We start from the raw sequence: 26,010 nt of genomic DNA on the forward strand, positions 1-26,010 counted from the left end.
CACACCACTCCGAATAAAGTGCATGAAAGCTTTACGACGCCCCGGGCGCAAGGAATCCTTATTGGCAGCACTAGCCGGAATCGTGTCAGCCGGTCTGGTGCTGGGCGTTGCCGAGCTACTCGGTTCCTTCCTGACCGCACGCGCCGCGCCGCTGATCGCCCTCGGATCCACCTTCATTGACTTCACTCCGCCGTGGTTGAAGGACTTTGCCATCGCCACGTTCGGCACCAATGACAAGGTGGCACTCTTCGTGGGCATGGGCGTCACGATTGTCATCCTTGCCGCCATCCTCGGCGTGGTGGCGTACCGGAAATGGGTGCTCGGTGTGGCCGGCGTCGTCTTGATGGGTGCAGTCATCGTTGCCGCGGTGATTTCCCGTGCCGGGGCTACCCTGCTGGACGCTGTGCCCACAGTGATCGGGACCGCCGTCGGACTGCTCGCCCTGCGCTATCTGATCCGTGCGCTGCATGCAGCCAACGACGATGGCGCCCACAGCGCCGAGACCGACACCAACGCAGCCACCAACGGAACCAGCCGTCGCACCTTCTTCGCCGCCGCCGGCATCACCGCAGTCATCGCGGGTGCCGCAGCGGCTGGCGGGCGTGCCATCGCCGGCGCCCGCAACACGGTCAACATGGCCCGTGAAGCCCTCACCTTCCCCACCCCGGCCAGCGCTGCACCGGCCATTCCCGCCGGGGTGGAGTCCGGCGTCGACGGCGTGGTCCCCTGGGTCACCCCGAACCCGGATTTCTACCGGATCGACACCGCTCTGAGCGTGCCGCAGATCGACCTGGAGACCTGGGAGCTGCGGGTCCACGGAATGGTTGAGGAAGAGATCACCATGACGTTCCAGGACCTGCTCGACGCGGAGCTGATCGAACGCCACATCACCCTGACCTGCGTGTCCAACCCGGTCGGTGGCAACCTGGCCGGCAACGCCAAGTGGCTCGGCTACCCGATCCGGGAGCTGCTGGCCCGGGCCAGGCCCACCGGGGACGCGGACATGGTGCTCTCCACCAGCACCGATGGCTTCAGCGCCTCCACACCCCTGCCGATCCTGCAGGATGACCGCGACGCGATGCTCGCCATCTCGATGAACGGTGAGCCCCTCCCACTGGAGCACGGCTTCCCCGTCCGCATGGTGGTCCCCGGCCTGTACGGCTACGTGTCAGCCACCAAATGGGTGGTTGACCTTGAGGTCACCCGATTCGCCGACAAAACCGCCTACTGGACCGACCGCGGCTGGTCCGAGAAGGGCCCCATCAAGACCATGGCCCGCGTCGAGGTTCCCCGTTCCTTTGCCCAGGTCCCGGCTGGCACCTCCACCATCGGCGGGTCGGCGTGGGCGCAGCACCGCGGCATCACCAAGGTTGAGGTCCAGATTGACGGCGGCGACTGGGAAGAAGCCACTCTCGCCGCAGAAGCATCGGTCGATACCTGGCGGCAGTGGTCCCACGAGATCACCGTCGATTCGGGTTCACATACCGTCCGCGCCCGGGCCTACGATCCCGACGGGGTCCAGACCGAGGAGCGCGCCGACACCGTGCCCAATGGCGCCTCAGGCTGGCAGTCGGTACAGTTCACTGCCGAATAGGCCCAGATAACCCGCAATCTTGTGCCCACCGGATGTCCGTTCACTCCGGTGGGCACAAGCTCCACCCCGTACCCCTCCGATGGGCGATACTAGTTCCATGCCTCAGACCTTCTCCTCTTCCGACGCCGTGGACCTGGCGGTCCTGGAACGTAACGGCTTCATCGAATCGCGCCACCTGGGTTCGGCAGTGATCCTGGCCGCCGACGGCACCGTCGTCACCGAGCTCGGCGACATCAACTCCCCCGTGTTCCCGCGTTCCACCCTCAAGCCGTTCCAGGCCCTCGCAACCATGCAGTCAGGGGTACCGCTCCGCGGCCCGCAGGTGGCGCTGGCAGCCGCCAGCCATGTGGGCTCGCACGAGCATATGGATGTGGTTCGCACCATGCTCAACGCCGCAGGGGTCTCCGAAGAGCACCTCCAGTGCCCTGCCGACTGGCCCCAGGATGAGGAAGCCCGCAACTGGCTGATCCGCACCGAGAAGGGGAAGCAACGCATCGCCTTCAACTGCTCGGGCAAACACGCAGCCTTCCTGTGGGCCTGCACGGAGAACAACTGGGACCACTCCACCTACCTCGACCCGTCCCATCCACTGCAGCAACGCATCGCCGCCGTGATCGAGGAATACACCGAAGAGAAGATCTCCCACTGGGGCGTCGACGGCTGCGGCGCTCCCCTCGCCGCCGTGTCCCTCAAGGGCCTGGCCCGCGGCATCGGGAAGTTCTCCCGCGCCCCGTCCGACAAGCACGCCGACGCCCGCGCGGCGACGATTGCCACCGCCATGCTCGACTACCCCTGGGCCGTCCACGGACGCGGCCGCGAAAACTCGGTGGTCATGGAAGACCTGGGCATCATTTCGAAAAACGGCGCCGAAGGGGTGCTGGTCATGGGCACCGACACCGGTGTCTCCCTGGCCCTCAAGATTCTGGACGGCAACATCCGCGCCACCACTCTGGTGGGACTCACGCTGCTGGCCGCGGCGGGCGCCGTCGACGTCGACAAGGTCAGTGCCGTCCTCGACAAGGTCGTGCCACCGGTGCTCGGCGGCAACGAACCGGTCGGCAAGCTCCGGCTCGCAGCGCCGGTCATGGCCCTCCTGGACTAGAACCATGGCACGACGACGGATCCCCGCCTCAGTGGGCGAACCAGCCCTCGACGCAGTACGGTCCGGCGCTGCCGCCCGGCCCGAAACGGCCACGGCGGTGCGCTACGCCCTGGAGGAGCTCGCCGAGCGTGCCCCGGGCAACAGCGTCGAGGTGCGGGTGCCGCCGTTCGGGGTGGCCCAATGCATCGCCGGTCCCCGCCACACGCGTGGCACGCCGCCGAACGTGGTGGAGACCGACGCCGTCACCTGGCTGGCCCTCGTGACCGGAGACCTCGCCTGGGCCGACGCCGTCGGTGCCGGAAAGGTCGCTGCCTCGGGCCAGCGGGCCAACCTCAGCGACCTGCTGCCCTTATTCGCCGCCCAGGATCGCCCGCCGTCATGACCGCCCAGCACGCGCTCCCGCGGGCCACCTTCATCACCGGGGGCGTGCGGTCCGCCGCGTCGGCCATTCGCAGACAGCCCCCCGCAGCACTCATCACCGCGCTCCTGGTCACCGTCGTCTACACCGTGTACTCGGTGGCGCAGTGGAACCGGCTGGACACCCCCTCCTGGGATCTCGGCATCTTCACCCAGCTGGCCAAGGCGTACGCCGGGTTCGACGCGCCGATCGTCCCGATCAAGGGCGACGGCTTCAACCTGCTCGGCGACCACTTCCACCCGCTGTTGGTGCTCCTCGGCCCCGCCTACGCCTTCTTCCCCTCCGGGCTGACCCTGCTGGTGGTCCAGAACATCCTGGTCGGGCTGTCCGTCCTGGTGATCGCCCGGTTGGGCATCCGACGGCTCGGAACGGTCACGGGCATCTGCCTTGGTGTGGCCTACGGGCTGTCGTGGGGACTGCAGACGGCTGTGGCCGCACAGTTCCACGAGATCGCCTTCGCGATCCTGCTCCTGGCTCTGGCTCTTGAGGCAATGATCAACGGGAAGTTGCGCGCCGCCGTCGTCTGGGCCGGGCTGTTGGTGTTCGTGAAAGAGGACCTGGGCCTGACCGTCGCGGCGATCGGCCTGGTCATCGCCTGGCGGTATAGGGACCGGATCGGTTTGTGGCTCGCAGCCTGGGGCATCGGCTGGCTGCTCCTCTCCGTGACGGTGATCCTGCCCCTCCTCAACAGCGGGGGCCAATATGACTACTCCGACCGGATCGATGTCAGGGGAATGCTCGCCGATCCCCTGGGCGCGCTGGTCACGATCTTCTCCGCGGGTGCCAAATACGAAACGGTCTGGCTGCTGCTGCTGGCTGGGGGTTTCCTGTTTCTCAGATCGCCGCTGACCCTCATCATGGTGCCCACCCTGGCGTGGCGATTCGTCTCGGGCAATGACGTCTATTGGGGCCCCGAATGGCACTACAGCGCCGTGCTGATGCCTATCCTGTTCGCCGCGCTGATCGACGCGATCGAGACGTCCCGCCGGTCACGACGGCGGTGGCTGCGCTCCGCTGACGCGGCAGTTGTTCCGGCCGTCACTGTCGTCGCGCTCCTGCTGCTGCCAACCCAGCCCCTGGGCGATCTGGCAGACCCGGGCACCTTCCGGCAGTCCGAGCGGTGGGCGACAGCGCACCGGGTGATGGAGCTGTTCCCCCAGGGTGCCAGCGTTGAGAGCGGCGTCGTGCTGATGCCCTACCTGGTCCCGGACACGGAGGTGTTCTGGCTGGGTAACGACAATCCGCCGCCGGACTTCCTGATCGTCGACAACCAGGACTGGAGCTGGGGCCCCACCCACCCCGAGGACGCGGTGGCCCATGCCGAGGAGACCTATCCCGGTTCCTCCTACGAACTGGTCTTCCAGGAAGACGGGTATCAAGTGGTCAGGCGGGCCGGCTAAACGCCGGTAGCCTTAAAGCATGAGTTCAGAGCCGCAGCCACCCCGTGACGACGACGCCAAGGCAACAACGCCCGACGCCGAAACACCGGTCCGCGAAACGCCAGCAGCCACCGACGGTCCGGCGGAAAGCCCCGCCCGCCGTGAAGTGACAGTGCGCCGCGCACCACGGTTCGCACCGTTCATGGGACTCGGAGTCCTGGTTGGTGTCATTGTCGCGGCAATCGTCGCGTACGCCGGCCCCGGCGACGCCACCCTGACCCGGGAATCCATCTTCGGCTTCTTCATCATGGTGTTCGCGATCCCCGGCCTGCTGCTGGGCGCCCTCCTGGTCCTGGTGCTGGATCGGATCAGCGTCCGCCGCTCCCAGCGTGCGATCGCCGAGCGCACGTACGACGACGAGCTTCACACCGACTAACTGATGGAAGCGCCGACGCCAACGCGTGAGAGAATGATGCAATGGTTCGCGGCGACGGAAATCTTTCCCATGACCTTCTTCCAGGCGAGAAGGGACCCCAGGATGCCTGCGGCGTTTTCGGTGTCTGGGCTCCCGGCGAGGAGGTGGCAAAACTCGCCTATTACGGGCTGTATGCGCTGCAGCACCGCGGCCAGGAGTCTGCCGGAATCGCCACCAGCAACGGTGAGCGGATCAGCGTCTACAAGGACATGGGCCTGGTCTCCCAGGTCTTCGACGAGACCACCCTCAACACCCTGGAAGGCCACATCGCCGTCGGCCACTGCCGGTACTCGACCACCGGCTCCTCCAACTGGGCCAACGCACAGCCAACCCTCGGCGCCACCGCCGTCGGCACAGTAGCCCTGGCCCACAACGGCAACCTGACCAACTCGGCAGACCTGTACCAGATGGTCCTCGCCCGGCATGGGAAGCCCCGCACCGGCGAAATGGCCCAGGGCAACACCTCCGACACCGCCCTGGTGACCACCCTCCTGGCGGGCGACGACGGGCGCTCGCTCGAGGAGACAGCCCTGGAACTGCTCCCCAAGATCAGCGGCGCCTTCTGCTTCGTGTTCATGGATGAAGGCACCCTCTACGCGGCACGAGACCCCCACGGCGTCCGGCCCCTGGTGCTCGGTCGCCTGGAACGTGGCTGGGTGGTCGCCTCCGAGCAGGCCGCCCTCGCCACCGTGGGCGCCAGCTTCATCCGGGAGATCGAGCCCGGCGAGTTCATCGCCATCGACGAGGACGGCGTCCGCACCCGGCAGTTTGCCCAGCCCACCAAGGCTGGCTGCGTCTTCGAGTACGTCTACCTGGCCCGGCCGGACGCAGCCATTGCCGGCCGGTCGGTCTACGAGGCACGGGTGGAAATGGGCCGCCAGCTGGCCCGCGAGAACTCGGCCGAGGCCGACGTCGTCATCCCGGTCCCGGAGTCCGGCACCCCAGCCGCGGTCGGCTTTGCCGAGCAGTCGGGCATCCCGTTTGCCCACGGGTTCGTGAAGAACTCCTATGTGGGGCGCACCTTCATCCAGCCCAGCCAGACCCTCCGGCAGCTTGGCATCCGCTTGAAGCTCAACGCATTGGAATCGGTGATCCGGGGCAAGCGGATCATCGTGGTTGACGATTCGATTGTGCGGGGCAACACCCAGCGTGCCGTGGTGCGGATGCTCCGCGAGGCGGGCGCCGCCTCCGTGCATGTGAAGATTTCCTCCCCGCCGGTGCGGTGGCCGTGCTTCTATGGGATCGACTTTGCCTCCCGCGCCGAGCTCATCGCCAACGGCGCAGCGGTGGAGCAGATCAGCAACTCCATCGGCGCCGATAGCCTGGCCTACATTTCCGAAGATGGCATGATTGCCGCCACCGAGCAGCCCCGCGAACGGCTGTGCACTGCCTGCTTCACCGGCGACTATCCCATTGCGTTGCCCGCTGAGGAACGCCGCGGCAAGAACCTGCTGGAACGGATCGATCCGGCCGACGACCCCGGATCCAACGGGTGCGATCCGGGACCCGACAGCGAGTTCGAAGCAGTGCTGACCGACGAAGACAAGAAAGAACGGGTATGACCACCAACACCCCCATCACCTATGCCAGCGCCGGGGTCGACGTCGAGGCGGGCGATCGCGCCGTCGAACTGATGAAAGCTGCTGTGCAGGCCACCCACGGCCCGCAGGTGGTCGGTGGGGTGGGCGGTTTCGCCGGGCTCTACGACGTGTCGAAGCTCCTGACCTACCGCAAGCCGCTGATGGCGACGTCGACCGACGGCGTCGGCACCAAGGTGGCCATTGCGCAGGCGATGGACATCCACGACACCATCGGGTTTGACCTGGTGGGCATGGTGGTCGACGACATTGTGGTGGTTGGCGCTGAGCCGCTGTTCATGACCGACTACATTGCGTGCGGCAAGGTAGTGCCGGAGCGCATCGCCGACATTGTCCGGGGAATCGCGGCGGCCTGCTCGGTCGCCGGGACCGCTCTTGTCGGTGGCGAGACGGCCGAGCACCCCGGCCTCCTCGGGGAGCACGAGTACGACGTCGCAGGCGCAGCCACAGGCGTGGTGGAAGCCGACGCTCTGCTCGGCCCTGACCGGGTGAGGGAGGGCGACGTCGTCATTGGGATGGCGTCCTCGGGCCTGCACTCCAACGGGTATTCCCTGGTGCGCCGCATCATCAACCAGGCCGGCTGGGCCCTCGACCGTCAGGTCAGCGAACTGGGGCGCACTCTCGGCGAGGAGCTTCTTGAGCCCACCCGCGTCTACGCCGCGGACTGCCTCGATCTGGCCCGGTTCCTGCCTGTCGGTAACGACTCGAGCGTCCACGGTTTCAGCCATGTCACCGGCGGCGGGCTTGCAGCCAACCTGGCGCGGGTGTTGCCGCACGGGCTGGAGGCAACAGTGGACCGGTCCACCTGGGAACTGCCGGCCATCTTCAAGCTGGTCGGGGAGCTCGGGGCGGTACCGCTTCCGGACCTGGAACGCACCCTGAACCTCGGCGTCGGAATGGTGGCCATCGTCTCCGCTCCAGCCGCTGATGCAGCGATTGCCCGATTGACCGAGCGCGGGGTTCCCGCCTGGGTGATGGGGCAGGTGGCAGCAGCCTCCAGCGGTTCCATCGACGGGCCCGATTATGTGCAGGGTGCCAAGGGTGTCGACGGCGGATCGGTGCGCCTGATGGGCCATTACGCCTAGGCTTTCAGCCCCAGTGAGGGCACAAAAAAGTGGGGTACCCGCAAGTTAGTCGTTGCGAAACGACTATCCTGCGGGTACCCCACTTTTGTGGTGCTCTGGGCGATGAATCAACCAGTGCGGCGCGATCCGCCGTCATCCTCGTCGTCATCGTCCACATCGTCATACTTGTCCGCATATGCCGAGTAGTCCGGTTCGACCGGTTCTATCGGACCTGCTGAACGTTTGGAGGCTCGCTCTCCTGGGCCTGTGAGCTCTCGCTGCAGTGCCGTGTAGTCAGTTGCGGGACTGAAGTACTTGATGTCCCGAGCCTGCTTGGTAGCTTTTGCCTTTTGACGGCCGCGCCCCATGGCGTGACCCCCTTTTGCGTCGATCCGGAGGTGGTCACTGGGGCCCTATCGGCCCAAGGCTGCAGCGAGGCCCCGGAGTATTTGGTCAATTTCTCGTACCTATAGATTACATGCTTTCCCGGCTTCCGCGTGCGCATCCGGGTCCAACTGCAAAACGTGAAGCTTCGGTGGGATAACGGGTTTTGGCGGGCCCTACGTGGCGCAGGCGAAACTTGGCTAAAGTCGTACCAAACGAGCCTGCAGTTTTGAGCAGACGCACGAGAACGTAGAAGGCAGGGCGGAACACCATGAGCGATCAGGAGCACACCCCGCGGGGCTCCGCATCCGGTCCGAAGAAGGACGGCGCCGACGTGCCGCAATCCGAGCCCGTCGAAGTCGACGAACCACAACTCGTCGACCCGGATACCGTGCAGCTCACGGACGCCGACGTTTCGCCGGAGGCCATCGAGCCGGAACTGACAGTGACCGCCGACGACGTTGAACTGGTAGAACCGTCCCTCAGCCCGGCCCAGATCAGTGAGGACGCGGCGCGGGACGCTTCCCTGGAGGAAACCGCTGCCGAGGCCCGACGGGTGGAGCAGGAAGCGCTCGACGCCGGCCAGCTCGTGGCCGGGGCAGGGTCGGCCGTGGACCCGACGGCCATGGCAGCCCCCTCCGGCGCATCCCCCGCCGGCGAAGCGGTAGGCGACGCGGCGGCAGGCGAGGTGGCGGCACCGGCTGGCACAGCCGCCGCGGGCGACCCTGAGGGAGGGAGCTCCCCTGAGGCTCCCGGCGCAGAAGACGAGAGCGACGACGCTGTCGACACCGGCGAGGTCGCCTCCAGTGAAGTGAACTCCAGGGATTCCAACTCCGGCGATACGAACTCCAGTGATTCGAACTCCGGCGATGCGAACGATGATGATGGGGATCCCAGCGAATCCGGCCGGGCGCTGCCCAGTTTCGCCGCTGACGGGGACGCCCCACAGTGGACCGCTGCGGCAACGGACGAAGGACGGTGGGACCGGCTCTTCCACGACGCTGACCCCGAATCCGACGCCGACGCACCCAGCCCGGTCCCAGCGGCCAGCGCTGCCTCCGTCGGTGCGGCTCTAACCAGCGCTCCCGCCCACGCTCCAGCCCCCACCACCGCGGTCCCCACCACAGACCCCGCCGGATTGCCCGGCGGCGCCGCCGAGCCCCAGGGCGGCGGCCCGGAGTTGCCCGCTGCACAGCCAGTCGAACCGGCCGGCGGTCCCTACGGGCTACCACCGGCAGGAACCCAGCCCGCCCGACGCCGTGATGGACGACAGGCTTCACGTAAAGGCCAGCGGAACACTGGCCTCCTGATCGGCGGGGCGCTGCTCGGATTGTTGGCCCTGGGACTTCTCATCTGGGGTCTGATCTCCCTCATCAACGGCCTGACAACCTCGCCGGACACGGAGCCGATCAGCAATGGCACTCCAGGAGCAGACGGCATCATCGCCGAGAATGTGCTGCCCATTGATCTCGAAGCGGGCCAGTGCCTGCGGGACTTCGTGGACATCAACACCGCATCGACGGTGGTGACCTGCTCAACCCCGCACAACGCACAACTGCTCGCCACCGAGTTCTACCCCGACGACGCCGAGTTCCCCGGCGAGGAGGCCCTGGCCCTCCGCGCCCAGCAGGTGTGCGACGGCGTCGACCTCGACGAGGGTGCTGCCTCCCGCTACGAGAACCTCGAACTGCTCCGCGTCACCCCGCGGCAGAACGCCTGGTCCGACGGCGACCGCCGGGTGGACTGCCTGGTGACCAGCAGCGAGGGCAACATCATCAGCGACACCCTCATCACCGACTAGCTTTTCTCCAGCACCTCCGCCGCCACGCTGAGACCGTCGGCGTCGCCGGTGCGGTCCACCAGGACGGTATCGCCATCGTTGATGGTTCCCGCCAGGATGCCCCGGGCGAGGCGGTCGCCGATCTCGCGCTGCACCAACCGACGGAGGGGCCTCGCGCCGTAGGCGGGGTCGAACCCGGTCAGGGCCAGCCACTCGCGCGCGGCATCGGTCACCGACAGGTTCAGACGACGCTCCTGGAGCCGTGAGGCCAAGGACTGCACCTGCAGATCCACGATGCGGGACAGCTCTTCAAGGCTCAGCGCGTCGAACAGGACCACATCGTCGAGCCGGTTGAGGAACTCCGGTTTGAAGCTTGAGTTCACCACGGCCATCACCGCGTCACGTTTCGCGGCGTCGGACAGTGCGGGGTCAACCAGGAACTGGGATCCCAGGTTGGAGGTCAGCACCAGGATGACGTTGCGGAAGTCGACTGTACGGCCCTGCCCATCGGTGAGGCGGCCGTCGTCGAGCACCTGCAACAGGATGTTGAAGACCTCCGGGTGAGCCTTTTCCACCTCGTCGAGGAGCAGCACGCTATAGGGGCGGCGGCGGACCGCTTCGGTGAGCTGCCCGCCCTCCTCATAGCCGACGTACCCGGGAGGGGCTCCCACCAGCCGGGAGACCGAGTGTTTTTCGGAGTATTCGGACATGTCGATCCGCACCATGGCATGCTCGTCGTCGAACAGGAAGTCGGCGAGGGCCTTGGCCAGTTCGGTCTTGCCCACCCCGGTGGGTCCGAGGAACAGGAACGAACCGGTGGGGCGGTCGGGGTCGGCAATGCCGGCGCGGGCGCGACGGACTGCATCCGAGACGGTGGCCACCGCAGTGGATTGCCCGATCAGGCGTGACCCGATCACCTGTTCCATGTGCAGGAGCTTCTGGCTTTCGCCCTGCAGCATGCGTCCGGCGGGGATCCCGGTCCACGCCGAGATCACCTCGGCAATATCGGCGGCGGTGACATCCTCGGCCACCATCGGCAGGGGCGTGTCCTCAGGTTCCGCGGCCTGCGCTGCGTCGAGTTCGCGCTGCAGGGCAGGAATTTCCCCATAGAGCAGCCGGGAGGCGTGCTCAAGATCCCCGTCCCGCTGGGCGCGCTCGGCCTGCGAGCGGAGGTCCTCAAGGGCTGCCTTGAGGTCGCCCACCCGATTGAGCCCCGCCTTCTCGGCCTCCCACCGGGCGTTGAGTGCCGCGAGCTTTTCCTTCTGGTCCGCCATGTCGGCGCGGAGGGCGTGCAGCCGGTCCTGCGAGGCGTCGTCGTTTTCGCCCGCCAGCGCCAGTTCCTCCATGGTGAGCCGGTCAACCGAGCGGCGCAACTGATCGATTTCCTCGGGCGCCGAATCGATCTCCATACGCAGCCGGGAGGCGGCCTCGTCAACGAGGTCAATCGCCTTATCCGGGAGTTTTCTGCCGGAGATGTACCGGTTGGACAGGGTGGCCGCTGCGACGAGGGCCGAGTCAGCGATGGTGACCTTGTGGTGCGCCTCGTAGCGTTCCTTGAGTCCGCGGAGGATACCAATGGTGTCCTCCACGCTGGGTTCACCTACGTAGACCTGCTGGAATCGCCGTTCCAGGGCCGCATCCTTCTCGACATTCTTGCGGTACTCGTCGAGGGTGGTGGCGCCGATCAGACGGAGCTCGCCGCGGGCCAGCATGGGCTTGAGCATATTGCCGGCGTCCATGGAGCCCTCGGATGCGCCGGCGCCCACCACCGTGTGCAGCTCGTCGATGAAGGTGACCACCTGGCCGTTCGCGGATTTGATTTCCTCGAGGACGGCCTTCAGCCGCTCCTCAAACTCGCCCCGATATTTTGCCCCGGCGATCATCGAGCCCAGGTCGAGGCTGATCAGGGTTTTGTCGCGCAGCGACTCCGGAACATCGCCGGCCACGATTCGCTGGGCGAGCCCTTCGACCACCGCGGTCTTCCCGACACCCGGTTCGCCGATCAGTACCGGGTTGTTCTTGGTGCGGCGGGACAATACCTGGATGACCCGGCGGATCTCGCTGTCCCGGCCAATCACTGGATCGAGTTTCCCCGACCGGGCAATCTCGGTCAGATCGACGCCGAACTTGGCCAACGCCTGGAAGGTGTTCTCCGGGTCAGGGGTGGTCACCCGCCGGTCGCCACGAATACCGGGCAGAGCGGCCGCCAGCGCATCCCGTGAGGCGCCTGCAGTGCGCAGGAGGGTCCCCGTCGCGCCGGTGCCCGCGGCCACCCCGAGGAGGAGATGCTCAGTCGAAAGGTAAGTGTCCCCCATCGCCTCTGCCTCCTGCTGGGCGGCCTTGATGGCCTGGAGGGTGTCGCGGGAGAACTGCGCCTGGGCGGTGGACATGCCCGACGACGACGGCAGGGCCTTGATCGCCGCGCTCGCCCGGGTGCTGACTGCGTCCGGGTCGGCGCCCGCTGATTTGAGGAGGGCCACCGCAACGCCGTCGCGCTGATCCATCAAGGCTTTCAACAGGTGTGACGGGTCAACCTGTGGATTGCCTGCGGTCGAGGCATTCATGGCGGCGGCGGAGAGCGCCTCCTGGCTTTTGGTGGTGAACTTGGCGTCCATAACTTGACCTTTCGAACAACAATGACCTTCAAGTTGAGTCTACCTCGCTCAACTTAGCCTGCGGGCGGAAGGGTGCACGGTTCGCTGACAGCATACGGTTCCGCTCCGACCCTCAGTAGAGCACCCCTGCCGTTTGTCCGGTAGGGGATTAAGACTCCCGTCCCTGGGACACCCAGGTAGGGTCGGCGCTACGCTCCCCCACCACCAGGGCAGCGGCACCGTCGAGCATGTCGAGCTGCGCCTGGGAGAGTGCAACTGATGTTGCGGCAGCGTTCTCATCGATGCGGCTGGGCCTACGCGTGCCCGGGATGGGGACCACGGGGAGCCCGAACCGGCTGCCCTGCGCCCCGAGCCAGGCGAGCGCTACCTGCGCCGCAGTGACGCCGGCGTCGGCGGCCACCGCCTGCACCGCTTCAACGACCGCCTCATTGGCGGTCAGGGCGTCAGCCCCAAAGCGCGGCACCCGGTGGCGGAAATCGCCGGCGCCCAGCGTTGACGCCTGGACCGTCCCGGTCAGGAAACCCCGCCCGAGCGGCGAGTAGGGGACAAATCCCACCCCCAGCTGGGCGGCCATCGGCACCACAAACTTCTCCACGTCACGGCTCCAGATGGACCATTCACTCTGGACTGCGGCGATCGGATGAACTGCGTGGGCGGTGTTGAGCTCCGCAGCGGTGACCTCGGACAGGCCAAGGTGGCGGACTTTCCCGGCGGTCACCAGTTCGGCCATGGCTCCAACCGTTTCCTCGATGGGGACGCTGGTGTCACGCCGGTGCAGGTAATACAGGTCGATGACGTCGGTTCCGAGCCGCCCGAGGCTCGCTTCGGCTGCGTCCCGCACGTAACCAGCGTCACCGCGGATCCCCGAATAGCCCTGCGCGGGGCTTCCCTGGATCCCGAACTTGGTGGCGAGCTGCACCTCGTCGCGCCGGTGCCGGAGCAGCTGGGAAATCAACTGCTCGTTGCTGCCCGCGCCGTACACGTCGGCAGTATCAATAAAGGTCACGCCGACGTCCACCGCGTGGTTCAGGGTGGCCAACGCCTCGTCCTGATTCATGCCCCCATAGACATCGGTGAGAGCCATCCCGCCGAAGCCCTGGGCGCTCACATTAAATCCGCTGGCCAGTTCACATGTTGGAATCGTCATAGAAGGCATCGTAAGCCGTGCCCCGGTGGCAGGCGCAAGGCTTCAGTGCAGGCTCGGGGCTATCCGGCCCGGACGAAGCTCGCCACCCGGTTCCGGCCTCCGGCCTTGGCCGAGTACAGTGCGTCATCGGCTTCCTTGAGCAGTTGCCCGCTACCGACCTGGTGGTCGGCGGTGAAGGTCGAGATGCCGGCGCTGATCGTCAACACCTGCAGCGGATTGCCGTAATGGGCGATAGCGAGTGCCTCGATGCCTGACCTGATCCGTTCGACCGCGGCCTCGGCGTCGTCTGCCTCCTGGCCCGGCAGGATCAGGAGGAATTCCTCACCGCCATAGCGGTAGATTCCATCGGTGTCCCGGGACAACCGGGTCAGCGTCTGCGCAACGGCCTTGAGCGCCTCATCACCGGCAGGGTGCCCCAGCAGGTCGTTGAAACTTTTGAAATAGTCGACGTCGCAAAGCGCCAGGGAGTAGCGCGTTCCGTAACGGAGGCTCCGGTTGTGCAGCAGCTCAAGGTCTTCGGACAGCTTCAACCGGTTGTCCAGGTTGGTCAGCGGATCGGTCCGCGCCTGCCGCGTCAGTTCCTGACGGTACCGCCCGAGCTGGGCGTGCAGCGAAGTCACCCGGCGGGCAACCAGCAGCCGGGTGCGCAGGGTGAAGGGGTCCAGCGGCTTGGTGACATAGTCATCGGCGCCAGCATCCATTCCGGCCAGGACATCATCCTGGGAGCCGAAAGACGTCAACAGCACCAGGTAGGTGTAGGTATCCGTCTCACCGCTTCGGATGGCCTTGCAGAGCTGCAGTCCGTCCAATCCGGGCATCATCCAGTCGGTGACCACCACCTGCGGCTGATATTCCTGGAACAGGTCCCATGCGGCATCGCCGTTGGTCGCGGACAGGCATTCGTAGCCCGACTGTTCAACCACTGCCTTAGCGACCATCAGCGAGCCGGGGTCGTCGTCGACCACCAGAACTTTCACGGGGCTCCTTTCACGGATTCGGCGAGAGCAGCGGAGACCAGTTCGAGTTCTGCCTCCAGCTCGGCGAGCGCGTCCGGTTTGATTGCCGCGTCAGTGAGCGACGCCTCTTCCAGCTCGCCGCAGATCGCTGCAACGCCGTCCGCACCGATATTCGAGGCAGCCCCCCGGAGCTTATGAGCGGCGTCCCGCAGACCGGTCCCACGCTCCAGAGCGTCCCGGAGCTCGGCAAGGTCAGCTGGAACCCCACCCAGGAAAGCGGCTGCCGCGGCGGGCAGCACCCCCCACCCGTCGTCGACGCCCAACGCGCGCAACATCGCCAGCCGGGCCGGGTCAACCACCTGGCGGACCTCGCGGGAAGGCGCGATAGCGGCGCTGGCGACGTCGTCGGGTCCGGGGGTGATCGCCGCAGGAGCGGGCACTCCGGGGGTGTGCACCCAGCGCAGCAGGGTGGTTTTCAGGAGGGTCAGGTCCACCGGTTTGGACAGGTAGTCATCCATACCCGCAGCACGGCACCGTTCCCGGTCCTCGCTGAGCGCCCCGGCCGTCATCGCAATGATGGGCAGGTGAGCGGCGTCGCGGCTGCGGATAGCCCGGGTGGCCTCGAAGCCATCCATGACCGGCATGTGACAGTCCATCAGCACTGCAGCATAGGTTTCGTGAGAGGTAGCCTTGACGGCTTCAGCACCATCGCCCACCAGGTCAACCCGGTACCCCAGCTTCAGCAGCATCGACTCGGCGACCAGCTGGTTCACCGCGTTGTCCTCCACCACCAGGATTCTCGGGGCGGGCCGGTGATCGGAGCCTTGTTCCTGGAGCTGGACGGTCCGTGAATGGATCGTCTCGGGCGCCGGTTCGGCATCGGTGTCACTCATCAGGTGCATTAGTCGGTCATATAGTGCCGAACTCCTCACCGGTTTAGTCAGCCACTCGGATACCCCCGCAGCCGCAAGCCTGTCACGGTCAATGCTCCCGATCGAGGTCAGCAGTATCAGCCGGGTCGAGGACAGCTCGGGGTTGCCGGAAATGGCCTCCGCCAGCTCAATCCCGTTGACCCCCGGCATGCACATGTCCAGCACAGCGATGTCGAAGGGTTCCCCGGCCTGGGCCGCGGCGCTGAGGCGTTTGACGGCGGCTGGCCCATTCTCGACGGCTTCGGTCTGCATCCGCCAGGATCCGAGCTGTGATTGCAGCACCAGGCGGTTGGTCGCGTTGTCGTCAACCACCAACACCCGCAGCTTGTTGAGCAGTCCCGGCTCCGGTGTACTGGCCGCCTGGGTGCCTTCGAGCGGAAGGTCAAACCAGAAGGTGCTCCCGGTCCCCGGGGTGCTGGTGACCGAGATGGTCCCGCCCATCGCCTCGGTCAACCGGCGCGAGATGGCCAGGCCCAGCCCGGTCCCGCCATACCGACGGGTGGTTGACGCGTCAGCCTGCGCGAAGGACTCAAACAATCTCTCATGGTCGCTCGCATCGATGCCGATGCCCGTGTCCTGCACCTCGAACCGGATCATCGACTGTCCATCGGCGAGGGCCCCCGTATCCTCGACACGGCGGACCCGGACGGCGATTTCACCGGTGGCGGTGAACTTCACGGCGTTCGACAGCAGGTTCAGCAGGACCTGGCGGATGCGCCCGGCGTCGCCGATCAGCTGGTCCGGGACCTCGGGGAGGCAGTAGGCAATCACTTCCACGTTCTTGCGGCGCGCTCCCTCTGCCAGGAGGGCTGCCACCTCATCAATGAGGTTTCGTGGGTCGAAGGATTCCATTTCCAGGTTGATCCTGCCGGCTTCAAGTTTGGAGAAGTCGAGAATGTCGTTGATCAGCAGCAGCAGCGACTCGCCGGCACCCTTCACGCCCTGCGCGTACTGGCGCTGGGTGGGATCCAACGGGGTGTCGAGCAGGAGCCCGGTCAGCCCGATCACACCATTCATCGGGGTGCGGATTTCGTGGCTCATCGTGGCGAGGAACTCCGACTTCAGCCGGGTCGCTTCGACGGCTGCCTCCCTGGCCCTGCGCAGCTCGGCTTCCGCCGCGCGCCGTTCACTGATGTCCTGGGCGATTGTGGCGAGACCGCGCATCGACCCGTCAGACCAGATGGGCGAGATGGTCATGGCGACCTGCACCTCTGATCCGTCGCCGCGCGTCCGCGCCGTCTCGAAACTGTGGCTCTCCCCGCTGTCCAGCACCAGGGCGTGCGCGGCATCGTTGGCTTCCCGCGCTGCCTCCGGGACCAGAAAGCCCTTATCCCTGCCTAGGGCCTCGGACGCCGGGTAGCCAAAGATTCGCTCTGCCCCGGGATTCCAGCTGACGATATCCCCATCGGGGGTGGACCCGATGATCGCGTCCGACGACGACGTGACAATCGCCCCCAGCCCCTCAAGTTCCGCCGTGCGCGCAGCGACCTGGTCCGCCAACCCCCGGGTGAGGGTGACATTCTCAATCACGATCAGCACCTGGCGAACCACCAGCAGCCCCAACGTGATAATTCCGATCCACATCTGTACCGGATAGGTGCCGTCCACCACGACGACCCCCGCGACAATGATGGCCACCAGCACCGGGGCGTAGGGCAACAGTTCCAGGCCCACGGCATAGCGGTGCCGGTCCACTCCAGCGCTCGGGTTGCGCGGCACGAGGGGTGCGAGGGCGATCAAAGTGAAGGCCAGCATCCAGCCGATCACCAGGGGCGACCCGGTGGCACCCGTGACACCCTCGAACACCAACCTGACATAGACGCTGTCAGTGACGGCCAGGACGAGCAGCCCGCCGCCCATGCAGAACCAGCGCAGCCGGTCCCCGACCGGCCGCCGGATGCCCAGCACCAAGACGAGAGAAATGATTGTCACATCCACCACCGGGTACGCCGTCCCCGTGAGCCGACCGAGGTTGCTCTCCGCCGACGCCCGATAGGACGGCCCCAGGACGGTTGCCCAGCTGATGAAGAGCATGCTTCCGGCGATGACCCCGCCGTCGAGCAGTGTGTGCAGGCGGGACACCAGGGTGGCGGGCGGACGGGGGAAGAGAAAGAGTGCCGCAGTGGCGGGAATCGCATACCCTATGAAGCCGATATCGGCTACCGAAGGGAAGGGATAGTCGTGGTTGCGGGTCATCCCCAAGTAGGTCCAGGCCAGCTGCCCGCCGAACCAGACGAAAGCTGCCACCGACATTAGCCGCCAGGCCCTGGCGGACTCCTTGTCCCGCAGGGAGCTGACGAGACAGCTGATCGCTGCTCCCAGGCTAAAGACGAGCAGGCTGACGTTCCCGATGTCCTGCGCCAGGTGTTCCCCGCTGTTCACGGTGAGGTAGCTGCCAACCGCCGCAAGGGCGATCAGCACAACCCCCACCAGCCACCAGTGTGCGCCGCTCATTCGCGCCGTCGGGCCCTGCTGTTTGACGACGGATGTGCTCACGGGGATCCTCTCAGAGCGGGCTCGGTAGCGACCTGCCGAGCGCTGACCTCCGCGTGGCCTCTCACTGCGCCGTCGTGTCTCTTCGCTTTCGTGTCTCTATAACTTCCTGTTTAGCGTAACGGCTCATCCCCGGAGGGTAGGCAATAATGAGTCAATGGGGAACTTTTATCTGGGGAACTTTCGACGACCGACCACCGTGGCCACCATTGCGGCCCTCGCACTCACACTGACAGCGTGCACAGACACCCGGCCGACCGCGGACGACGCCGCCGCGGCGTTCGCTGAGGGCCTCAGCTCCCTCGACGTCACCGGCACCGCCTTCTCCACCGGGTCAGCGTCAGCAGTCAACGAGGAGCTTGCCGCCATCACCGCTGCGCTCGACCCGCTGACACCCGCCGTGTCAGTTGGGGCGGTCGAGTCAGCCTCCGAGGACCAGGCCACTGCCCAGCTCAACCACGTCTGGGATGTTGACGACAGCGACGACGACTGGACCTACACCACCACCGTTGAACTCACCCGGACCGACGACGTCTGGCAGGTCGCCTGGGACCCGGCCGTCGCCGTCGCCGGCCTGGGAGCCGGGGACGTCCTGACCATGTCGGCGGTCCCGGCAACCCGAGGCGACATCCTCGGCGCGGGCGGCGAGGTGCTGGTGACGGATCGTCCGGTACTCCGGGTCGGGATCGACAAGACCCAACTCGACGACGCGCAACTGGCGGGTGCTGCCGCCGACCTCGCCGACCTCGTGGGTGTCGACCCGGCTGGCTTCACCACCCAGGTGGAAGGGGCCGGGCCGGAAGCCTTCGTCGAGGCGATAGTGCTCAGCGACGACGCGTCGCGGACCGTCACCGATGAGGCGCTCGACGCCGTTCCTGGCGCCCTGGCCGTTCCCGACGAGATTGCACTGGCGCCGACCCGGACCTTCGCCCTCGAGCTGCTCGGAGCTGTGGGGCAGGCCAGCGCGGAAATGATCGACCAGTCTGAGGGAGAGCTTGAGCCCGGTGACATCACGGGGTTGTCCGGGCTGCAGCTCCAGCACAACGACCAGCTGGAAGGCACACCCGGGCTGGTTATCTCCACGGCACCAGCAGAACCTGTCGACCCCGCCCCGGAGCCGACGGTGCTCTTCGACAAGGAACCGGTGGCCGGCGATCCGCTCACCTTGACCCTCGACCCGGCACTGCAATCCCTCGCCGAAGAGGTCCTCCAGGATGAGCCGTCTGCGTCAGCCCTGGTGGCGCTGCGGCCGTCCTCCGGGGAAATCCTCACCGTGGCCAACGGTCCGGGCAGCGCCGGCCTGCAGACTGCCCTGCTGGGCCAGTACTCGCCGGGCTCCACGTTCAAGATCGCTACCTCACTGGCCCTCCTCAGGGAGGGCTTCACCCCCGACTCCCCCACACAGTGCACCGAGGAACTGGTGGTCGACGGCCGGACCTTCAACAACGCCAGCACCTTCCCGGCAGCGTTCCTCGGAGAGATCCCCCTGCTGCAGACCTTCGCCCAGTCCTGCAACACCGGGTTCATCGCGACCCGTGACGTTGTTTCCCAGGAAGAGCTCGCCGCAGCCGCCGCGGACCTCGGCGTGGGTGTCGAAGCGTCGATGGGCCTCCCCGCGTTTTTCGGGTCCGTGCCGGACGCCGCCGACGGCACCGCCCACGCGGCGTCGATGATCGGACAGGGCGAGGTTCTGGTCTCCCCCCTTGCGCTGGCGGTCATGACTGGCAGCGTTGGTGCCGGAGAACGGATCACCCCCACCCTGCTCGCTTCCGGGCCGTCGGACGAAGCGACAGCATCGCCGTCGCCCGCTGGTACCCCCAGCGCTCTGACCACCGATGAGGCGGGAACGCTGCGCACCCTGATGGCCGCGGTCGTCGCTGAAGGTGGAGCTACGATCCTCGCCGATGTTCCGGGGGAACCAGTGCTCGCGAAGACCGGCACCGCGGAGTTCGGTGATGAGGTACCGCCGCGCACCCACGCCTGGATTGTTGCGCTGCAGGGCGACCTGGCGGTCGCTGTCTTTGTGGAGGAAGGCGATCTGGGGTCGACGTCCGGCGGACCGCTGATGGACGCCTTCCTGCGCGGCGCCGCGCGCTAGACGAGTTAGGGTTTTTCCATGGTGGGCCGTCAACAATCATGGCATGGCCGTCGACAAATTATCCCCCACATCGGGTTTCGCTACCCCCCGCGCGAGGTCGGGACTGCGCCGCCGAGGCCTCGTTCCTGCCGCTTTACTCCTGATTGTCGGCGCCCTCCTCGCCATCGCGCTGTCCGACGAGGAAGCTCCTAGCGTTCCACTCGGTGCCTCCGCAGCCATCAACGGCGGGTTGAGCCGCATCAACGGAATCATCCCCCTCCAATCGGATAGCTGGAACCCGATGGGCAGCCCCGCCTGGCTTGATGACCCTGTCGGGGACGGTTCCCATCGCGTCAGGGTAATGCTGGAACTAACGGCACTGGAACTCGATGGTCTGGACTTTGCCGCGGACAACTACTCCGTCGCGGGGATAGGGACTGGCCGCTATCAGGTGGCATGGGCACCGGTCGAATCAGCGTTCGTCAATCAAGGGGAGAACCTCACCGTTGCCTTGATCTTTGAACTACCGGATCAGGCTGTCCTTCTGACCCTTGAAAACGACGACGGCGTACGCCTCTCGCTTGGCACCGACCACCACTCTGGCGTGCGGTAAGCACACCCCCAACTTTGGGGGTGCACCCCCACCCAGATGGGGCTTATTGACGGTGGCCGGGGAGCGGAGAATTTGAGCCATCCACTTTAGGGGGCTCATCATGGATGCTATACATCAACCACTGGCCAACCGTCCTGGCCTTGTACCCGTTCACCTCTCAGTCCAGATCATCGGCAAGCTGCGGGTGCGCCGCGGCGAGGATGTTCTGGAAGCCGGTCACTTCGGCGGTCCCAAATCGCGCCAGATCCTCGAGATCCTCCTACTGACACTTGGAACACCAGTGTCGAAAGATCGACTCGTCGAAAAGCTCTGGGGGAACCATCCACCTGCCGAAGCAATTGCAACCCTGGAGAGCTACGTCAGCGTACTGCGACGCCACCTCCAACCGGGCGCAGGTAAGGCCGGGCCCCTGCGCACATCGAACGGCGGCTATGTCATGGATCCGGCTTTGGTGGATCTTGATCTGGACCGCTTCAATTCCCTGATGCGTGCGGTACGGACTGCTTCACCCTCGGCTGCCTACCCCTTGCTCCAGCAGGCACTTGAGCTGTCCGCTTTTCCGCTGCTGGCCGACGAGCTACGACCCGAATGGGCACAAGAGGAGCGTGCACTGCATTCCGCCCGGGTCACTTCGGCCCAGATACTGGCCGCCGAGATCGCGTGTGTTCTCAAGCAGCCAGACGACGGAGTCCGTTGGGCGCAGCGTGCCCTGGACACCGATTTCCTGAATGAGGGCGCCTGGACAGCGCTGGTGTCAGCGCTGGAGCAGTCCGGGCGCCACACCGAGGGTCTCCAGGCCTACGAGCGATGCCGTCGTGCCCTGGATCGCGAACTCGGCTGCACACCCGGCCCCAAACTCCGGGACGCCCAGATCCGGTTGCTCCGCGCAACGGCGGACGGTGAGTCTGAGCTAGCCAATGTGCTTTCAGCACTCCTGGTTCTGCATGGCCAGGTGGAGGAACATGCACGCCAAGATTTGGTTCCCTCTGAGCCTGCCATCGGGAAGACTGTCCGCATCGCGGGCGAGGTGTTGTCCTCTTTCCTGCAGAAAGCTCTGGCAATCGCCTGACACCCTGATACAACCCTCAGGATTGGCGCAGTTTTTCCTGAAAGTTTCTACAGGATTTACTGGTTTCAGCGCTCTCAAGGATGCATACTCAAACTACACACAGCTGTTGGGGCGTGACACCGTAGGGGTGATTGTCATGACAGTTCTTGCAGCCGATACTGTTTCCGTCGAGTTGAACCAGATCCGCGTCCTGATCGTCGACGACCACGCAACCTTTGCCGAGTTGCTGGCCCAGGCCCTCGCACGAGAACCTGACCTGGTCAGCGTCGGATTCGCGACCAGTATCGGAACAGCGATCGAAAAGTTCATGGTGCTGCTCCCCGACCTTGTCGTCATGGACTATCACCTGCCCGACGGCGATGGCATCACCGCAGCGGAACGGATCCTCGCAGTAGCTCCGGACACCCGAGTGGTGATGCTGACCGGCGATCCTGATTCCCAGGCGCTGACCCGGGCTGCTGGCAGCGGAATCTGTGCGTTCCTCCCCAAAGACGGGTCCTTGACCACCCTGCTGGAAACCCTGCGGCACTCACGGAACGGCGGCATGATGGTTCATCCGCTCCTGGTCGCTCAACTCGGTGCGCGGCGCAAGACACCGGCGCCGGGGACCCGGGTTACCGCTCTCACCCAGCGTGAACTGGAGGTGCTCCAGTTGATGGCCGAAGGACGCGACGTGCGCGCCAATGCTCGAGCACTGGGGATAACCGAGAACACCTGCCGCGGATACGTGAAGTCCATTCTCTGCAAACTGGGTGCGCATTCGCAGCTCGAAGCCGTTGCAGTGGCTGCCAGGCTGGGCTTCCTGAATGATCACCGGCATGAATAACACCTGGTACCAGGCGCCAGAAACAAACAGTGAGACAGTCAAGGAACGCTCCGAGGTCCGGAGCGCGGTGGGGCGGTTCCTACTCACCGGCGTACTCGTGATGGTGCTGATCGCAACGCCGGTGGCGTTCTGGATCCGCGCGGAGGCTGAGAAACATGCGCTGGACAACGCACAGCTGATCACCCAGCGTCTTGCTGATTTCGCCGTCAGCCCGCTCATTAACGCTCAGCTAATTGCCGGTGACGAGGCAGCCATCGAGAGGCTCGACACCCGCCTTAAACCGTGGCTGGAACGAGGCTCCGTCCTGAGAATCAAAGTGTGGGACGGAGCCGGAAACATCGTGTACTCGGACATGCCATCCCTGATCGGTCAGCAATTCGAACTTCCTGATGCCGGCACGGACCTTTTCGCTGGAGCTACGGGAAGCGCTTCCCTGGAAGATCAGCAGGAGCTGGAAAACGAGTATGAAGCGGAGTCCGGCGAACTGGTGGAGGTGTACGTGGAATCTGCTACAGCCAACGGCGAGCCCCTGATCTTCGAGGCGTACTACGACGACGACGGGGTTCGCGAGGAGCAGGCCTCGGTACTGTTATCCATCGCACCAATCTTCCTCCTCTCCTTCGGCGTCCTCCAATTGGCACAACTGGTGCCGGCGGTGCGGCTTGCCCGCCGAATTCAAGCGAATCAGGTGTCGCAGCGAAAGTTACTGCAATACGCTATTGAGGCGTCGGATCTGGAGCGTCGACGGATTGCCCGGGACCTTCATGACGAGGTGATCCAGGACCTTGCGGGGCTGTCCTATGCCATGGAGGCCGAAGAGAAAAGGGGAGCGGCTTCACAACGTCCCCTGTTTGGCCGGGTCCGGTCCATTCTCCAGGAAAACCTCCGGACGCTACGGGCCATGACGAGTGAACTCTATCCCCCGGATTTGGACAAGTTGGGGCTACCCGCGGCTTTGGCCCGGCTAGCTGAATCTCTCCGCGAACAGGGCATCAACGTGGCCCTTCAGGTTCCGGAGAACTGCGAAATGGACCGGGACCAGGCGGTCATGCTCTATCGGGTGGCCCGTGAGGTACTCACCAATGCCGTCAAGCATGCCCAGGCGAACACCGTGTATCTTTCGCTCCTGAGGGAGGACAGCAGCACGGTCATGACCATCAAGGACGACGGCCGCGGATTCAACCCGGAGGAAGGATCGCCCGACGGCCACCTGGGGCTGCGGATTATGCGAGACACCATCAGGGAGGCCGGTGGGTCCCTTCAGGTGCTGTCTGGTGGCGGTCGTGGCACCTCGGTGATTGCAACGCTAAGCCGCGTCCCATCCGCCGCGTAGCTGGGTCGATCCTGCGCAGGATTTTCACAAGGTGGTCCTGAAATCCTCAACTAACTGATTTTAAAGGGGGTTTGGTGATGTCCATTTCACGTCGGCAGGTGCTCGTGGGCGGCGGGCTGGGAGTTCTGGGCGGGGCCGCCCTGCTCGTCCCGACTCGGTCTATCGATGCCAAATCAATCAGTCGCCTGGCTCCAGGTGACATGCCCCGCCCGTTTCAAACTGCTTTAACCCAGGCCCCCATCCTCCAACCGGACTCCACGGGCATTGATCCGGTGGACGGCGCTCCGGTTAGATACTTCACTCTCACGGAGATGGCAGCAACCGCCGCCATTCTCCCGCGGCTCAAAACCCCGATCCTTGGCTACAACGGAATGTTCCCCGGCCCCACGATCAGCCTCGATCAGGGCACCAAAGCCGTACTGCGCGTACGCAACCAATTGCCAGCCGTACATCCCTTTGATGGGCACCCCCTCACCACCTCAACGCATCTCCACGGGTCAGCGTCGTTGCCGCAGTATGACGGCTACGCCAGCGACATCACCAGCCCGGGCTTCCGTAAGGACTATCGCTACCCCAACGCCCAGCCGGCCCGGACCCTCTGGTACCACGACCACGGCGTCCATTACACGGCGCTCAACGTGTACTCCGGCCTTGTGGGGCAGTACCATCTTCATGATCCGCTGGAACGCGCGCTCCTACCCCAGGGACGATATGACGTGGCTCTGAGCATCTCCGACGCCATCTTCGCGGCAAACGGCACGCTCAGCTATACAGACGACAGCCATTCGGGGCTTTGGGGCGACGTTATCCTGGTCAACGGCCGGCCGTGGCCGGTCATGAAAGTACAGAAACGCATCTACCGATTCAGGATCCTCAATTGCTGCATCTCCCGCTCATTACGGCCCTCCCTGAGTACCGGAGACCCGGTTACCTTCGTCGGCGTTGACGGCGGGTTGCTGCCCCTGTCCCAAACCGTGGGAAGCTGGCGGCACAGCTCTGCGGAACGTTATGAGATCCTCGTCGATTTCCGAAAGTACAGCACGGGGCAACGGATCGTGCTGCGAAACCTGTCCAACCCGAACAATGTGGACTATGACTACACCAACAGGATTATGGCCTTCGATGTGACAGATGAACCGGTCGATGTGAGCGACCCGACCTGGAACACTATTCCGGCGCAACTCGCAACCAACAATCCCGTGATGGCCCTTAGTCCGTCCGAGGCAAGAAAGGTCCGCAAGTTCCGGGTCAAGCGCGACGACGTCACCAATATGTGGAACATCAACGGGGAAACTTGGCAGGACGTCATCAGCAGCGGCTACAAAAGGGTTATCGCGGATCCGGGGTTAGGGGATGTGGAAATCTGGGAATTCGAGAATAGCTCGGGTGGATGGTTCCATCCTCTGCACATCCACCTGATTGATTTCAAGATTCTCAGCCGCAACGGCCGTCCCCCGTTCGCCTATGAAAAAGGGCCTAAAGATGTGGTCTACATCGGCGAAGGAGAGACGGTCCGGCTGCTCATGAAGTTCGGGCCTCACAAAGGGCGGTATATGTTGCACTGCCATAACCTTCCACATGAGGATCACGACATGATGGTTCAGTTCAGGGTGGGGCCGGAAGATAACTTTGATCCCAATGACCCGATCACTGCGGCACCCGCCACGTGGGATGGATAGGACCAGCAACCGGCGTTTGGTGGGAGCGTCGTTGATGGGTGTCGCCGTCCTCCTCGGACTCCGACTGTGGGTTGTCGAACCGTTCACTGTCGCATCGGACAGCATGGAGCCAACGGTGCCGCAGGGCAGCATGCTCCTATTGTTCAAGGGACCACCATCAGGGGAGGCCCGTTCCATCGTCGCCTTTCCCAGCCCGGTGGACAATACGCTCACCCTCAAACGCGTCGTCGCGGTCGGCGGGCAAATTGTGGCAATCAGGGATGCCGTGCTCTATGTCGACGGGATCCCTCCCGAGGAATCCTTCGTAGATTACGAGAGTATTGATGCAACGTACTTCGGGCCCGTTACGGTGCCGGACGGTTACGTTTTCGTGTTGGGTGACAACCGTGCGGTATCCATCGATTCCCGGGATTTCGGGTCGGTTCCCGAGAAAAGTCTCACCGCAACGGTGATCTGGCCGGTTTCCCAGCCATGAC

The 26,010-nt window shown here is 65.1% G+C and carries 20 protein-coding genes; 15 read left to right on the plus strand and 5 right to left on the minus strand.

Translation table 11 applies throughout. The annotated features are described in order from the left end of the window. Positions 1-22 precede the first annotated feature (22 nt). From IWX62_RS03550 to purM, 7 genes are all read left to right on the plus strand, one after another. Positions 23-1,594, plus strand: a complete 1,572-nt coding sequence (locus IWX62_RS03550; protein ID WP_196839996.1) for a molybdopterin-dependent oxidoreductase — start codon at positions 23-25, stop codon at positions 1,592-1,594. A gap of 97 nt (positions 1,595-1,691) precedes the next feature. Beyond that, on the plus strand, positions 1,692-2,696 hold the full coding sequence (locus tag IWX62_RS03555) for an asparaginase (protein WP_196839997.1): 1,005 nt from the start codon (positions 1,692-1,694) through the stop codon (positions 2,694-2,696). Positions 2,697-2,700: 4 nt separating this feature from the next. Beyond that, complete coding sequence (locus tag IWX62_RS03560; protein WP_196839998.1) at positions 2,701-3,078, plus strand: sterol carrier family protein; 378 nt, start codon at positions 2,701-2,703, stop codon at positions 3,076-3,078. Beyond that, positions 3,075-4,514: a DUF2079 domain-containing protein gene (locus IWX62_RS03565; protein ID WP_196839999.1), complete on the plus strand. Its 1,440-nt coding sequence runs from the start codon at positions 3,075-3,077 to the stop codon at positions 4,512-4,514. The genes IWX62_RS03560 and IWX62_RS03565 overlap by 4 nt, the downstream gene beginning before the upstream one ends. A 19-nt stretch (positions 4,515-4,533) precedes the next feature. Next, positions 4,534-4,929, plus strand: coding sequence for a hypothetical protein (locus IWX62_RS03570; protein ID WP_333483192.1), 396 nt, complete (start codon positions 4,534-4,536; stop codon positions 4,927-4,929). 41 nt (positions 4,930-4,970) lie between these two features. Continuing rightward, entirely contained in the window at positions 4,971-6,530 is a 1,560-nt protein-coding gene (gene purF / locus IWX62_RS03575) for an amidophosphoribosyltransferase (protein ID WP_196840000.1), read from the plus strand. After that, positions 6,527-7,651, plus strand: a complete 1,125-nt coding sequence (gene purM / locus IWX62_RS03580) for a phosphoribosylformylglycinamidine cyclo-ligase (RefSeq protein WP_196840001.1) — start codon at positions 6,527-6,529, stop codon at positions 7,649-7,651. The genes purF and purM overlap by 4 nt, the downstream gene beginning before the upstream one ends. A gap of 107 nt (positions 7,652-7,758) precedes the next feature. Here purM and IWX62_RS03585 read toward each other — a convergent pair whose 3' ends face one another. After that, positions 7,759-7,998, minus strand: coding sequence for a DUF3073 domain-containing protein (locus IWX62_RS03585; RefSeq protein WP_196840002.1), 240 nt, complete (start codon positions 7,996-7,998; stop codon positions 7,759-7,761). Positions 7,999-8,285: 287 nt separating this feature from the next. Between IWX62_RS03585 and IWX62_RS03590 the strand changes: the two genes are divergently transcribed. Next, positions 8,286-9,815: a hypothetical protein gene (locus tag IWX62_RS03590; RefSeq protein ID WP_196840003.1), complete on the plus strand. Its 1,530-nt coding sequence runs from the start codon at positions 8,286-8,288 to the stop codon at positions 9,813-9,815. On the opposite strand, the gene clpB is transcribed toward IWX62_RS03590, so the two are convergent. The 4 genes from clpB to IWX62_RS03610 all read right to left on the minus strand — a co-directional run bounded on the left by clpB (position 9,812) and on the right by IWX62_RS03610 (position 17,940). Then, entirely contained in the window at positions 9,812-12,409 is a 2,598-nt protein-coding gene (gene clpB / locus IWX62_RS03595) for an ATP-dependent chaperone ClpB (RefSeq protein WP_196840004.1), read from the minus strand. The two genes, IWX62_RS03590 and clpB, sit on opposite strands and share 4 nt — an antisense overlap. A 148-nt stretch (positions 12,410-12,557) precedes the next feature. Next, positions 12,558-13,556 carry an aldo/keto reductase gene (locus tag IWX62_RS03600; RefSeq protein ID WP_196840005.1) on the minus strand — a complete coding sequence of 333 codons (999 nt, stop codon included), beginning with the start codon at positions 13,554-13,556 and terminating at the stop codon, positions 12,558-12,560. 59 nt (positions 13,557-13,615) lie between these two features. Continuing rightward, a complete protein-coding gene (locus IWX62_RS03605; protein WP_196840006.1) occupies positions 13,616-14,533 on the minus strand; it encodes a GGDEF domain-containing response regulator in 918 nt (305 codons plus the stop codon). Continuing rightward, positions 14,530-17,940, minus strand: coding sequence for a hybrid sensor histidine kinase/response regulator (locus tag IWX62_RS03610; protein WP_333483193.1), 3,411 nt, complete (start codon positions 17,938-17,940; stop codon positions 14,530-14,532). Before IWX62_RS03610 ends, IWX62_RS03605 begins: the two co-directional genes overlap by 4 nt. Before the next feature lie 154 nt (positions 17,941-18,094). Between IWX62_RS03610 and IWX62_RS03615 the strand changes: the two genes are divergently transcribed. The 7 genes from IWX62_RS03615 to lepB all read left to right on the plus strand — a co-directional run bounded on the left by IWX62_RS03615 (position 18,095) and on the right by lepB (position 26,009). Further along, positions 18,095-20,035, plus strand: coding sequence for a penicillin-binding transpeptidase domain-containing protein (locus IWX62_RS03615; RefSeq protein WP_196840007.1), 1,941 nt, complete (start codon positions 18,095-18,097; stop codon positions 20,033-20,035). Positions 20,036-20,078: 43 nt separating this feature from the next. Then, positions 20,079-20,627: a hypothetical protein gene (locus IWX62_RS03620; RefSeq protein ID WP_196840008.1), complete on the plus strand. Its 549-nt coding sequence runs from the start codon at positions 20,079-20,081 to the stop codon at positions 20,625-20,627. Positions 20,628-20,727: 100 nt separating this feature from the next. Next, positions 20,728-21,696, plus strand: a complete 969-nt coding sequence (locus IWX62_RS03625) for an AfsR/SARP family transcriptional regulator (protein WP_196840009.1) — start codon at positions 20,728-20,730, stop codon at positions 21,694-21,696. Positions 21,697-21,832: 136 nt separating this feature from the next. Then, entirely contained in the window at positions 21,833-22,522 is a 690-nt protein-coding gene (locus tag IWX62_RS03630) for a response regulator (RefSeq protein WP_196840010.1), read from the plus strand. Then, a complete protein-coding gene (locus tag IWX62_RS03635; RefSeq protein WP_196840011.1) occupies positions 22,515-23,855 on the plus strand; it encodes a sensor histidine kinase in 1,341 nt (446 codons plus the stop codon). Before IWX62_RS03630 ends, IWX62_RS03635 begins: the two co-directional genes overlap by 8 nt. A 77-nt stretch (positions 23,856-23,932) precedes the next feature. Further along, a complete protein-coding gene (locus tag IWX62_RS03640) occupies positions 23,933-25,534 on the plus strand; it encodes a multicopper oxidase family protein (RefSeq protein WP_196840012.1) in 1,602 nt (533 codons plus the stop codon). Continuing rightward, entirely contained in the window at positions 25,527-26,009 is a 483-nt protein-coding gene (lepB, locus tag IWX62_RS03645; RefSeq protein ID WP_196840013.1) for a signal peptidase I, read from the plus strand. Before IWX62_RS03640 ends, lepB begins: the two co-directional genes overlap by 8 nt. Position 26,010: the final 1 nt, after the last annotated feature.

This window comes from Arthrobacter sp. CAN_A1 (assembly GCF_015751665.1).
Taxonomy (GTDB): Bacteria; Actinomycetota; Actinomycetes; order Actinomycetales; family Micrococcaceae; genus Arthrobacter_D.